This window comes from uncultured Plantibacter sp., from assembly GCF_963518075.1.
In the GTDB taxonomy this organism is placed as follows: Bacteria; Actinomycetota; Actinomycetes; order Actinomycetales; family Microbacteriaceae; genus Plantibacter; species Plantibacter flavus_A.
Map to the genome: position 1 here is coordinate 160,413 of NZ_CAUQHZ010000005.1, position 12,831 is coordinate 173,243.

The 12,831-nt window shown below is 69.3% G+C and carries 11 protein-coding genes; 4 read left to right on the forward strand and 7 right to left on the reverse strand.

Going from position 1 to position 12,831, the window contains the following annotated elements:
* Nucleotides 1–26 precede the first annotated feature (26 nt).
* Complete coding sequence (locus RWN05_RS08565; RefSeq protein ID WP_175117364.1) at nt 27–1,280, reverse strand: Nramp family divalent metal transporter; 1,254 nt, start codon at nt 1,278–1,280, stop codon at nt 27–29.
* A gap of 165 nt (nt 1,281–1,445) precedes the next feature.
* On the opposite strand from RWN05_RS08565, the gene RWN05_RS08570 reads away from it, so the two are divergent.
* The 3 genes from RWN05_RS08570 to RWN05_RS08580 all read left to right on the forward strand — a co-directional run bounded on the left by RWN05_RS08570 (nt 1,446) and on the right by RWN05_RS08580 (nt 3,269).
* Nucleotides 1,446–2,150, forward strand: coding sequence for a DUF3105 domain-containing protein (locus tag RWN05_RS08570; RefSeq protein WP_314139273.1), 705 nt, complete (start codon nt 1,446–1,448; stop codon nt 2,148–2,150).
* 4 nt (nt 2,151–2,154) lie between these two features.
* Nucleotides 2,155–2,943 carry a DUF305 domain-containing protein gene (locus tag RWN05_RS08575; RefSeq protein WP_314139274.1) on the forward strand — a complete coding sequence of 263 codons (789 nt, stop codon included), beginning with the start codon at nt 2,155–2,157 and terminating at the stop codon, nt 2,941–2,943.
* A 116-nt stretch (nt 2,944–3,059) separates the two neighbouring features.
* A complete protein-coding gene (locus RWN05_RS08580) occupies nt 3,060–3,269 on the forward strand; it encodes an antitoxin (RefSeq protein WP_064295701.1) in 210 nt (69 codons plus the stop codon).
* 93 nt (nt 3,270–3,362) lie between these two features.
* On the opposite strand, the gene RWN05_RS08585 is transcribed toward RWN05_RS08580, so the two are convergent.
* The 6 genes from RWN05_RS08585 to RWN05_RS08610 all read right to left on the reverse strand — a co-directional run bounded on the left by RWN05_RS08585 (nt 3,363) and on the right by RWN05_RS08610 (nt 11,399).
* On the reverse strand, nt 3,363–3,872 hold the full coding sequence (locus RWN05_RS08585) for a hypothetical protein (protein ID WP_314139275.1): 510 nt from the start codon (nt 3,870–3,872) through the stop codon (nt 3,363–3,365).
* A gap of 158 nt (nt 3,873–4,030) precedes the next feature.
* Nucleotides 4,031–4,822, reverse strand: a complete 792-nt coding sequence (locus RWN05_RS08590) for an aquaporin (RefSeq protein ID WP_314139277.1) — start codon at nt 4,820–4,822, stop codon at nt 4,031–4,033.
* Between the two features lie 121 nt (nt 4,823–4,943).
* Nucleotides 4,944–5,612, reverse strand: coding sequence for a GntR family transcriptional regulator (locus RWN05_RS08595; protein ID WP_314139278.1), 669 nt, complete (start codon nt 5,610–5,612; stop codon nt 4,944–4,946).
* A 32-nt stretch (nt 5,613–5,644) separates the two neighbouring features.
* Nucleotides 5,645–7,066, reverse strand: coding sequence for a mechanosensitive ion channel domain-containing protein (locus RWN05_RS08600; RefSeq protein ID WP_314139279.1), 1,422 nt, complete (start codon nt 7,064–7,066; stop codon nt 5,645–5,647).
* Complete coding sequence (locus tag RWN05_RS08605) at nt 7,063–9,129, reverse strand: adenylate/guanylate cyclase domain-containing protein (RefSeq protein WP_314139280.1); 2,067 nt, start codon at nt 9,127–9,129, stop codon at nt 7,063–7,065. Before RWN05_RS08605 ends, RWN05_RS08600 begins: the two co-directional genes overlap by 4 nt.
* 380 nt (nt 9,130–9,509) lie before the next feature.
* The gene (locus RWN05_RS08610; protein WP_071259300.1) at nt 9,510–11,399 is read right to left on the reverse strand and encodes an ABC transporter ATP-binding protein; all 1,890 of its coding nucleotides are present in this window, start codon (nt 11,397–11,399) and stop codon (nt 9,510–9,512) included.
* Nucleotides 11,400–11,639: 240 nt separating this feature from the next.
* Between RWN05_RS08610 and RWN05_RS08615 the strand changes: the two genes are divergently transcribed.
* Nucleotides 11,640–12,536: a DUF559 domain-containing protein gene (locus tag RWN05_RS08615; RefSeq protein WP_064294527.1), complete on the forward strand. Its 897-nt coding sequence runs from the start codon at nt 11,640–11,642 to the stop codon at nt 12,534–12,536.
* Nucleotides 12,537–12,831 lie beyond the last annotated feature (295 nt).

The window sequence follows — 12,831 nt, forward strand, 5'->3', positions numbered from 1 at the left end:
TTCGGGCGGATGAACCGCCGGGCGGATCACCCGAAGAAGGTCAGCACGATGAGCGCGACGTTCAGCGAGACGATGAGTGCGACCACGACCCAGGCGAACACCCGGGTGGCGAGCTGGTCGACATGGACACCCATGATCCGCCGGTCGCCCGTGTAGCGCACGAGCGGGATGAGCGCGAAGGGGATGCCGAGGCTGAGGAACACCTGGCTCAGCACGAGCGCGGTGGTCGGGTCGATGCCCGCCGCCAGGATGGCGAGCGCCGGGATGAGGGTGATCACCCGTCGGGCGAGCAACGGGATGCGCACCTTGAGGAGCCCGCCCATGATCGCCGCTCCCGCGTAGGCGCCCACCGAGGTCGAGGCGAGCCCGGAGGCGAGCAGCCCGATGGCGAAGATCACGCCGATGACGGGCCCGAGCGCGGCGGTGATCGCCGCGTGCGCGCCCTCGATCGAGTCCGTCCCGTCGACACCGCCGAGCGATGCGGCCGCGAGCAGCAGCATCGCGATGTTCACCGCTCCGGCGAGGACGAGTGCCGCCGCGACGTCCCAGCGGGTCGCCACGATGAGCCGACGGATGGCACCGTCACTCGTCTGGACGCCGTGCCGGTCCCGACTGAGCGAGGAGTGGAGGTAGATCGCGTGCGGCATGACCGTCGCGCCGAGCATGCTCGCGGCGAGCAGGACCGTCGCCGTGCCCTCGAACCGTGGCACGAGGCCTCCGGCCGCGGCACCCCAGTCGACGGGACTGACGAACAGGCCGGCGAGGAAGCCGACGGCGATGACGGCGAGGAGCGTCAGGATCGCGAACTCGAAGTGCCGCTGGCCGTACCAGTTCTGCACGGCGAGGAGCACGATCGAGAAGACCCCCACGATGACGCCGCCGAGCACGAGCGGGATCCCGAACAGCAGGTGGAGCGCCACGGCGCCGCCGATCACCTCGGCGAGGTCGGTCGCGGCGGCGACGAGCTCAGCCTGCACCCAGTAGAGCCGACGCGGCCCGGTTCGCAGTCGCGAGCCGAGCAACTCGGGCAGGCTCTGCCCGGTGACGAGGCCGAGCTTGGCGGAGAGGTACTGGACGAGCACGGCCATCGCGTTCGCGGCGACGAGCACCCACACCAGCAGGTAGCCGTACTGGGCTCCCGCCGTGAGGTTCGCCGCGACGTTCCCGGGATCGACGTAGGCGATCGCCGCCACGAAGGCGGGTCCGAGCAGGAACAGGAGTCGCGGTCCGCGGGGCGCGCGGGTCGCCGGAGCAGCGAGGTCGGTGGTCACGTCGGCCATGTTAGCAACACCGAGCTACATTTGTTAGATGAGGCTAACTCTTGGTTTCACCCGCCGTCTGCTTGGATGAGGCTGAGAATCGACTGCGCATCGCCAGGCGCCGGAACGGCCCCCGGAAGCACATCTGGTTCGATAGTTACGCATACAACTTTTCGAGAGGCCCCCGTGACCCCTGCAGCAGATCGCCCCAAGAACACCCCCGTCCCGCCCGCCGTCAAGCAGCAGAGCGCGAAGCAGGAGCGCGAAGCCCAGCGTCAGGCCAAGGTCGCGGCGTTCAAGCAGGCGCAGAAGCGGAAGAACCGCAACCGCCGCATCGGGATCTGGGCCGCTGTCGTCGGCGGCGTGGCCGTCATCGCCGTCCTCATCACGAGTGTCGTCCTCACCCTGCCCAAGAACGCCAGCTACCCCGGCGGCGGCACCGGCACCGGCCAGGACATCGCGGGCGTGCAACTGTTCCAGAACACCTCGGAGCACGTCGAGGGCACGGTCGACTACCCGCAGAACCCGCCGGCAGGTGGTCCGCACGACCAGTACTGGCTGAACTGCGGCGTCTACACCGAGGAGCAGACCAACGAGAACGCGGTCCACTCCCTCGAGCACGGTGCGATCTGGGTCACCTACGACCCGTCCCTCAGCGACGCGGAGCTCACGAAGCTCAAGGAGCTGCTCCCCACCACGTACGTCATCCTGTCGCCGAAGTCCGACCTCCCCTCCCCGATCGTGCTGAGCGGCTGGAACTCCCAGCTGCAGGTCAACAACGCGAGCGACGCGCGCATCGCCGACTTCTTCGAGGAGTTCTGGAAGAGCAACAACGTCCCGGAGCCCGGCGCGGCCTGCACGGGCGCGATCGACGGTCCCGGCAAGGTCTGATCCGTTGACCCCGGCGAGCACCCCCGACGCCCCGGCGACCGGTGAACCGGCCGACGGCGGTGTGACCGACGAGGAACTCGCCGCCTGGGAGGCGCAGGGCTCCCCCGACGGCTCCAGCCGGACCCGCGTCGTCATCGCCGCGATGGCCGTCGTCGCGATCATGGTCGCTGCGGCGATCGGTTTCTCGGTCGGTCGGCTCAGTACGCTCGCCGACCCGACACCCACCACGACGAGCGCCGAGGCGGGCTTCTCGCGCGACATGCAGGTGCACCACAACCAGGGTGTCGAGCTCGCCATGCTCATCCGCGACCGGACGGACGCGGTCGACGTGCGCACCCTCGCGTACGACATCGCGACCACCCAGGCGCAGCAGTCCGGTCAGTTGTACGACTGGCTCGTCCAGTGGAACCTGCCGCAGGGCTCACGGCAGCCGGACATGACGTGGATGACGCTCCCCACGCTCTCGGGTGCGAGCGGCCATGCGCACGGCGGCGACTCGGCGACCCCCGGGTCCACCCACACCCCGGGCGATCCGATGCCGGGCCTCGCCACACCCGCCCAGATCGACCAGCTGACGGCGGCGTCCGGGGTCCAGGCCGAGCGGGTGTTCCTGACCCTGATGATCGCCCATCACCGCGGCGCGGTCGAGATGGCCGAGGCGTTGCAGCCGCGGACCACGAACGCGACCGCGCTGGCCTTCACGCGCGCGGTGATCGCGAGCCAGCAGGCGGAGATCGAGCTCATGACCGGCATGCTCGACGACCGGGGCGGACCGGTCGACCTCGCCGGCTGACGTCCCGTCGACCGCCCGGACGACCTGCGGGCTCCGACAAGGGGCTAGCCAGAACACCGACTGACGGCGAAGAATGATCCCGACGCCCGAACGGGCCCGATGAACAGGAGCGACGGATGGCACTGGACGACATCACCAAGAAGGCTCAGGAATTCCTGAACGACAACAAGGTCAAGGACGCCCTGAAGAGCGAGCAGGCCGAGGACATCAGCGACAAGCTCCTCGGCACCGTGGCCGACGCGGCCAAGAAGGTCACCGGCGGCAAGTTCGACGGGCAGATCGACAGCGCTCGCGACGCCGCGGACAAGGCCGTCGGGAACGAGTAGTCCCCGGCTCGAGACGCGTGACGGCCGGGTCCCGACGGGAGCCCGGCCGTTCGCGTCTGCGGCGGTCAGCGGTCGATCGTCACTCCGTGCCGGTCAGCGGCCCTCGACGCCGCCGTCGACGGGGTTGCTCCGGAACCGGTCGAGCGCGATGGCCACGAGTTCCGGGGCGGACAGGTGCGTGTCCTGCATGAGGTCCGAGAGCACTTCTGACGCGCGCCCGCTGAGCGTCAATTGCACGGTCGCGGAGCGGTCCTCATCGACACCGCTCAGCGCGCGACGACGTTCACCGAGGCTGAGGATGGCCGACCGCAGATAGGTGCGGCTGGCGACGGTGTCGATCTCCCATCGGCCGGCGCGACGGTTCGCGACGACATTGCCACGACGGATGTTGGTCATGAGGGACGCTCGGCTCACATGGAGCCGCGCCGCGAGTTCCGCCGTCCGGACCGGACGCGGGAGGTCGTCGATGAAATCCTCGACCAGCGCTTCCCGGAGGAGCTCCCAGGCGACGTCCGGTGGGAGTGGCGCATCGGGCATGCTGCCGCCATCCTGCAGCGGACCCACCCACGCGGTCGTGGGGGCGTCGCGTTCGGTCATCGTCATCGCCCCTCCAAGGTTCCGGCGCTCGAACCTCAAGCATGCTCGGTGCCCGTGGAAAGCGCGTCCCCCAATGCGGGTTGCCCGCGTTCGCGGGGTGCCGGCCCGAAACGACGCACCCCGTCCAGCCAGGGCGGACGGGGTGCGGGCGATCCGGAGACGACTCAGCTGCGGTTCGCGACCGGTCGGGAACCCGCCGGGCGGGTCCCCTCGAACAGGATCCGGTAGCTGAATCCGGCGATCAGCGCGCCGATGATCGGGAACACGATGAACACCCAGACCTGCGCGAGCCAGTCGCCCCCGCCGAAGATGGCGGTCGCGATGGAGCGCGCCGGGTTGATCGAGCCGTTGTCGATCGGGATCGCGATCAACAGGAACAGGGTGAGGGTGCCGCCGATGGCGATCGGCGCGAAGCCTGCGGCGGCCCGGGTGTGCGTGACGCCCAGGATGACGTACAGGAAGAGGGCGGTGATGACGACCTCGATGACGATCGCCGAGACGAGTCCGAATCCGCCGGGCGAGAGCTCACCGAAGCCGTTCGAGACGAAGCCGCTCGCAACGGCCTTGTCGAGGAATCCTGCCGGGCCGCCGGCCGCGAGGCCGAAGACCGCCAGTGCGCCGAGGAACGCTCCGACGAGCTGCGCGAGGATGAACGTCCACGTCGCACGCCAGGAGAACCGACCGGCGGCGGCCAGCCCGAGCGTCACCGCTGGGTTGAAGTGCCCGCCGGAGACGGGGCCGAACGCGTAGGCGGCGATGGTCACCGAGAGGCCGAGGGCGATCGCCACCCCGAGGAAGCCGACGCCCAGGGGGTTCGACGTCTCTTCGCCGAAGAACGCGGAGAAGGTCGCCGTCCCGACGAGACCGAAGACGAGCAGGAAGGTGCCCGCGACCTCGGCGAGCAGCTGCGACGCGGTCGTCGGTTCGACGGAGGGTGGGACTTCCGGGGAGGACATCTGGACTCTTCTCGTTCGAGGTGACGACGTGGACGCGGTCGGCTCGCGGCCACCGCGTCACCAGCAGACTATTGCCAGGCGTCCCGCCGGCGACAGCCCGCGGTCCGCATGTCGCCGTCCGTCAGTGCACCTCCAGGTCCTGGAGCGGGACCTGGAGCCGGAAGACGTGCTCGATCGCGAGCTCCGCGCCGACGGCGTCGCCCGAGGCGATCGCGGATCGGAGGTGCGGGTACCCGACGCGCAGATCCGACCAGTCGACCGTCTCAGCCGACCGCGTCGCCACGACGCGGTAGATCAGGGCGCCGATCACGTCTTTCGTCGCGGAGACGAGGACCGGGTTCTCGCAGTGCTTCAGGAACCGGTCCACGAGCCCCCAGACGCAGCGGCCGTGCGCATCCGCGTCCTCCGCCGCCACGGTCGTCATGGTGTGCTCGACGAACGCCAGGAGCTCGGCCCGTTGCCCCGGGGTCAAGGTCGGGACGGTGACCCGGACGACGCCGCTGACGAGCGCTCCGAGGGTCTGCAGCACGGCTGTCCGGTCCTCAGCGCGTGGCTGCGCGACACGGGTGTGCCGCTGCGGTGCCGTCTCGACCAGTCCGACGCGTTCGAGTTCCCGGAGTGCTGCGGCGATCTCCTCGCTCGGAGCGTCGAGCCACTCCCGGAGTTCCGCCTCGATGAGCAGCTCGCCCGAGGCGAGCGTCCCGTCGTAGATCGCCGTGCGGATCCGCTCCGTCACGGACTCGCCGGCGGGAGACGGCCGCGACCCGGACGGTCCATCGGGGTTCGGCATCGGTTCCTCGCTCGGCTGGGGACGGCTGCTGGCTACCGGCCGATCGTACCGCGGACGATCCCCGCCTCGGCGAGCGCCGCCTGCGCCTGCCGATGCTTGTTGTCGATGGAGGCGCCGATCTCCTGGGCCAGGCGGGGCTTGCTCCGCACGAGCTGGTCGATGGTGGACAGCGGCATCCGCAGGACCAGGGTCGTGCCGTCGGCGATCGCGGCGGCCATGGCGACCTCCCTCGTCAGCGCCGTCTGGCCGATGAAGTCGCCGACGCCGAGTCGTTGGAAGGTGATGAGCCCGTCCGTCGTCGGCACGGCGAGATGGACGCCGCCCTCGACGAGGAACCGCATCGCTCCGGGGATGGTTCCCGCCTGCTGGATGGTCTCCCCCGGCCCGTACCGTTCGAGCGTGCACGTCCGGGCGAGGTCGTCGTAGTCCTCCTCACGCGCGTGGAGCGTGGGGGCCAGTGCGGCGATGGCACTCCGCAAGCGCTCCGGCGTCGCAATGGGGTCGGTGCTGTCCCCGTCGAGCGCGAGACCGCGGCGCCGCGCGGCGTACCAGAGCCAGGCGCGGAACAGGGCGACGGCGGCGTCGGCGGTGGAGGGCCCGGACACGGGGAGGGTGACGGCGAACCGCGCGGCACCGAGGTAGGACGCGGACACCACGTCCCCCGGCTCGAGCATCGGAAGGCCAGAGCCGACCTCGCGGAGCAGCCGGAGCACGTCGTCCGGCGGGTCGTCGGTGGAGAAGGTCACTTCGACGCTCGCGGTGTAGGCACCGACGGGCTGACTCAGGTTCGTGAACGACGACCCGGCGAGCGACGAGTTCGGCACGATCTGGATACCGTTGCCGGTGTCGAGGTGCACCGCACGCCAATTGACCTCGACCACGCGACCACGGACATTCCCGGTGTCCAACCAGTCCCCCAGTTTGAAGGGCTGTTCGAACAGCAGCAGCAGTCCGGAGATGACCCCGCCGACCGCGTTCTGGAGGGCGAGGCCGATCACGATCGAGGTGACGCCGAGCGCGGTGACCAGGCCGCCGATGTCGGCGCCCCACACCCACGAGAACAGGATGGCGAGTCCGATGAGGATCAGCGCGAGCCGAGCGAGGTCCACGAAGATCGACGGGATGCGGTCACGCCACGAGCCCTCCTCCGCGTTGGCGAACAGCGCCACGTTGAACGCCGACAGGATGAGCAGGATCACGAGGAAACCGAGGACCGTTCCGACGATCCGGACCCAGATGAGGTCGTCCGCCCGCAGCGAAGCGAACACCAGGAGCGCGAACACCGCGCCGACCGGCACGACGTAGTTCCGCATGAGGCGTACCGGCTTGGCCGCGGCGTTCCCGCGCCGGGTCAGTGCGCCCAGCACCTCGGTGAGGACGATGAGGAGGACCGGGACACCGACCGCGAGCGCGATGGCCCACGGGAACCACGCCTCCTGCCACACCTGCGTCATGACGTCGTCCCTGCCACGACCTGCCAGACGGCCTGCGGACCCCCGCGCGTCTCCACGGTGCCGGCGGCCTCGAAGGTGACGGTGTCCTGCATGCGGTCGCGCACCCGCTGGCTGACGAAGATCCCGGCCCGACCGGAGACCGACTGGACCTGGTTGGCGAGGCTGACCGCGTCACCCCACATGTCGTAGGCGAGACTCGTGCGACCGACGAGGCCACTCGTCACGACACCCGTGTCCACGCCGATCCGGAGCGTCAGTTCGGCCTGGTGCTGGGCGTTGAAGCGTTCGACGATCGTGCGCATCTCCAGCGCGAAGTCGAGGGTCCTGCGGACGTTGTCGACGCGGGGCACGATGAGGCCACAGCTCGCGAGGTAGCCCTCCCGCAGCGTCCGTACCTGCTCGATCCCGAGTCGCTCCGCGGCCTCGTCGAAGCTGCGGACGAGGGCGTTGAGCATCGAAAGCTCGCGCTCCGGGTCGAGGCCTCGGGTGAGGTCGTCGAACCCGACGAGGTCCGCGAAGATGACCGACACGTCCTGGTGGACCTCGGAGATGGTCTCCTCGCCCTCCTTGTAGCGTTTCGCCACCGTGGCCGGCATGAGCGTCAGCAGGAGCTTCTCGTTCTCGGCGCGCTGCTCGTCGATGAGTTCCTGCTTCACCCGGAGGCTGCGACTCATGTCGTTGAAGGCCGCGCCCAGGTCGCCGAACTCGTCACGCCTGTTGCCCGGTACCTCGACGCTGTAGTCACCGGCGGCCACGCGCCGCACCGCGCCGACGAGGGACCGCACCGGGCGTGCGAACACCTGCGCCAGTAACAGCGAGAGCAACGACACGACGACCACGATCGCCAGCACGGAGATGATGAGGTTGCGCGTGAAGTCGGTGACCGGAGCGAAGGCCTCCGACGCCTCGATCCGCGCGACGAGCACCCACTGGAGCCCGTCGATGTCGAGTGGTGTGTACGCCGTCAGGTTCTCCCCACCGAGGTAACCACGACCGATGAGGGTGCCGGTCTCCCCGGCGAGCGCCCGCTCCACGGACTGGGTGCGGGTCGGCTGGATCTCGATCGTGCCCTTGACGTCGACCGCGCGCTGCGCGTCCTGCGGTGGCGTGCCGGCCGCGACGGACTGCTTGAGATACGCCTTCGGGTCCTCGATGAGCAGTCGGGACGTCGAACGCATCAGCTGATCGGGTCCGGCGAGGTAGGTCTCGCCGGTCTCGCCCAGGCCGTCCTGCTTCCATTCCCCGCCGCTCGTCATGATCGAGTTGATCTGCTCGATCGGCACCTGCAGCGCCAGGACGCCGTCGATGCGGCCATCCTGCCCGACCGGCGAGAAGATCCACTGCGTGGGGACGTTGAGCGAGGGCTGATACCGCTCGAAGTCGGTGATGCCCGTGTAGTCGACCGCGTTGGACCGCAGGGCCTTCGTGAACCCGTCGCCGAGGACGCCGCCCTGGTACGGGCCCGTCAGCACGTTGGTCCCGAGGTCCGGTCCCTTGAACGCGCTGTAGACGACGTCACCCTCGTCGTCGATGAGAAGGGCGTCCTCGTAGCCGAACCGGTTGATGATCTCGCGGAAGTAGTCGTTGTAGGTCGCGTTGACGGCCGACCACGTGCTCCCGTCACCGGCGTCGTCGACCGTGATCGCCTGGTCGTAGTCGAGATCGGTGGGCGTGTAGACCGACTGCAGGTAGGTCTGGGCCGGGTTCGTCGGGATGAACGCCTCTGGATCCGCCGTGTCGCCGGTCCGTTCGTTGAGCGCGGGGACGAAGGTGTCCGTGTAGAAACGGTCGACCTCCGCAGCTCGCGCCGGCTCGACCGGCTGCTCCTCGAGCTCCTGGAACGCGTCGTGGTACCGGTTCATCGCATCGACGACGGTCGTGCCACGGGTGTAGACGACGAGCGAGTCCGCCGTCTGGCGGTAGTAGTTGGTGATCTCGCGGGCACGCGACTCGCGCAACTCGGTCAGTCGCTCGAACGACGCCTGTCGGAGGGATTCACTGCCGGAGAGGTATCCGACGATGCCGGTCACCACCGACGCCCCCACGCTGACCAGCAGCAGCATCACCAGGAGTTTCGACTGGATGCTGAAGCCGGGGCGGCCGAAGCGACGACGCCCGAGCCTCCGGGACCGCGCGACCGAGGACGGCGCTGGAGGGATCGGAGGACCCGTCGTGGAGGCGTCCACGGGCGGAGTGCCGTCACCTGACGGGGGTCCGGATGGTGCGTTCACAGCTGCGGTCATCGACGAGTCCCCTACTCGATCCGGCGGTGCGCGGGCGTCCCCCTCCTTCGGGGGTCACGATGGCGCTCACTCTAGCCACACGTGTCACGCGCCCACAATGGCCGGACGGCGGTTCTTCGCTGGCCGGACATTGCCGGGCCGGACTGCCGTGCGCGCTGCGACGTGTCCAGACGAGACGTCGCAGCGCCTGCCGTCTCGACTCAGGCGGTGACGGCCTGCTGCGCGTAGAGCGTCGCGTACACGCCGCCGGCGGCGAGCAGCTCCTGGTGGGTGCCACGCTCCACGATGCGCCCGCGATCGAGCACGAAGATGACGTCGGCGTGCACGACGGTCGACAGGCGGTGCGCGATCGATACCGTCGTGCGTCCGCGGGTCGCGTCGTCGAGGGCGACCTGGACGACCCGTTCGGAGATCGTGTCGAGGGCGCTCGTCGCCTCGTCGAGGATGAGCACCTCCGGGTCCTTCAGCAGCACGCGCGCGATGGCGATGCGCTGCTTCTCACCGCCGGACAAGCGGTAGCCGCGTTCCCCGACGAGCGTGTCGTAGCCGTCCTCGAACCGAGCGATCGTCTCGTGGATGTTCGCGGCGCGGCAGGCGGCCTCGAGCTCGTCGAGGGTCGCGTCGGGCTTCGCGTAGCGGAGGTTCTCGGCGATCGTCGCGTGGAAGAGGTAGGTCTCCTGGCTGACGATGCCGATGCGGGAGACGAGGGACTCCTGGGTGACGTCGCGGACGTCGGCGCCCGCCACCATGACCCGGCCGTCCGACACCTCTTGGAAGCGCGGGATGAGGTAGGAGATGGTCGTCTTGCCCGCTCCCGAGGGTCCGACGAACGCGGCGAACTGTCCGGGTTCGATCGTGAAGGAGACCCCGTCGAGGGTGGGGGTCGAGTCGTCCTGGGCGTCGGCGTAGCGGAAGGTGACGTCGTCGAAGCGGATCTGCGGTGCGACGCTCGGGAGCGGTGCGGCCCCGGGGCGGTCGGCGATCGCGGGCTTGAGGTCCAAGTACTCGAAGATCCGCGCGAAGAGGGCTCCGGAGGTCTGCAGGTCGAGGGCGACCCGCATGACGCCCATGAGCGGGAACAGCAGGCGGGCCTGGATGGTGGTGAAGGCGACGATCGAGCCGGCGGTGACGTCCGCGGCCCCACCGGTGATGAGCCAGCCGGCCACGAGGTAGACGATCGCGGGGATCGACGACAGGAAGATGTTCACCATCGCGAAGAACCACTGTCCGCTCATCGCCTGGCTGACCTGGAGGCGGATCTGGGTGCGGTTCTCGGCGCTGTAGCGCTCGACCTCGGTGTCCTGGCGGTTGAAGCTCTTCGCGAGGAGCACGCCGGAGACGCTCAGGGCCTCCTGCGTGATCGCGGTCATCTCCGACAACGACTCCTGCGTCTTCGTGGCGATCCGCGCCCGGACCTGACCGACGCGGCGCTGCGCGATCACGAGGATCGGCATGAGGATGAGGGCGACGATCGTCAGCTGCCAGTTGAGGATGAGCATGGCGACGAGCGCGGAGATGACCGTCACGGTGTTGCCGAGCACGCTCGAGACGGTGTTGGTGAGGACGTTCGCGACGCCACCGACGTCGTTCTGGAGGCGCGACTGGATGATGCCCGTCTTGGTGCGGGTGAAGAAGCTCAGCTCCATCGCCTGCAATTGCGAGAACAGCTTGATGCGCAGGGCGCCCATGACGCTGTTGCCGACGGTCGCCGTGAGGTAGGTCTGCCAGACGCCGAGCAGCGCCGCGATGATGAACAGCGCCACCATCGCGCCGACGATCTCCGCGAGGGCGACGAGGTTCGGGCTGCCACCGTCGGTCGGGAACAGGCCGACGTCGAACGCCTGCTTGACGAGCAGCGGTGGGAGCACCGCGAGGGCGGCACCGATGACGACGAGCACCATCGTGAGGATGATCTTGGCGCGGAAGGGCACGAACAGCGCGACGATGCGCTTGCCGAGGTTCGGGATCTTCGGCGCCTCGGCGTTGAGCGCCTTCTGCGCCGCCGTGTCGCCACCGCTGACGCGACTGCCCGCGCGGGGTCCGCCGCCCCCGGGTGCACCGCCGCGTGGCCCGCCCCGTCCGCCGTGCATGCTCATCCCGCCACCCTATCCCCGCCCACCGTCCTCCCCGCCCCTGTCCCCGTCCCGCGTCGGCTTCCCGCTCAGTGTCCTTTCTCAGGAGTCCGCCGGCGCGGCGCCTCGCCCGCTCCCCGACCCGCCGCAACTGTCCTGAGATAGGGTCACCGCTCCCCAGGTCCACTGCGGGGCGGATCATCCCCAGATGAGCAGCGTGACTCGGCGGTCCGGCGAGACCGGGTGGACGATCGACCAATGACAGGAGGAACCGACGCCTTCCGCCCGGCGTACGGTATCGCCACGGTGCACCAGCTTCGGGCTCGCGGTCATTCCAAACGGTCGCTCCGACTCGCGGTCGAGATGGCCGAGCTGATCAGGGTGAAACGAGGCTGGTACGCGGACCCCGGTGCACCCCCGGAGATCGTCCAAGCCGTTCGGGTCGGCGGGAGACTCGCGTGCATCTCGGCGGCCGCCTGGTTCGGCTGGGCCACACCGGAAGACCAGCGCCTACACGTCGCCGTCCCGTCGAACGCGGGACGCCTCCGCGATGTGAGCGACCGCCGATGTCATCCGCCCGCGCAGGATCGGGACGACACGGTCCTGCACTGGGACGACGATCAACCGGTGGTCCCTCGGGGCGGCTCGATCGCGCCGCTTCTCGTGGTGAGCCGTGAGTCGGCCGTTCGTCAGATCGTCACCTGCCAGCACCCTGACGTCGCCGGCGCGATCTTGGACTCCGTCCTGCACCGAGAACCCCACCGCGGGCGGGCGCTCCGCGCGTGGCTGGACGAACTCCCGCAAGCGCGCAGGCGCAGACTCCCTCGGTTGGAGTCGGGATGCGAGAGTTTCCTCGAGAGCATCGGTCGCATCCGGCTCGAACGCGCTGGAATCGTCGGTCGACACCAGGTCGACATCCCCGGTGTCGGACGCGTCGACGAGCTGATCGACGATTGGTTGGTGGTGGAGTGGGATGGACGTGCGTTCCACGACACCCCGGACGCCCATGAACAGGATCGCTGGCGCGACGCCCAGTTGGCGATCCTCGGCTATCGCTCTCTCCGTTTCACGTATCGCATGGTGATGGACGACTGGTACGCAGTCATCGGAGCGGTCCGGGCAGCGCTCGCGCAGGGCCGTCCAAGGCACCGCTGAGCGGATCCGATCACCCCCGCACCTGCCAGCCTGAACTCGTCCCTTCCTCAGGAATCCTTCGGCGCGCCGGGCGTACCCCGGCACGACGCACCGCAACTCTCCTGAGAAAGGCCCACCCCGGTCACTCGTCGACCAGAATTCAGCTTCGTCCCTTTCGCAGGACTCCCCCGGCGCGCCGGGCGGATTCCGGCACGACGCACCGCAACTCTCCTGAGAAAGGATCATCGGGACCAGGAGAACGAACGACCCGCAGACGCACGGACGCCCCGGGAGCATGAGCTCCCGGGGCGTTCGC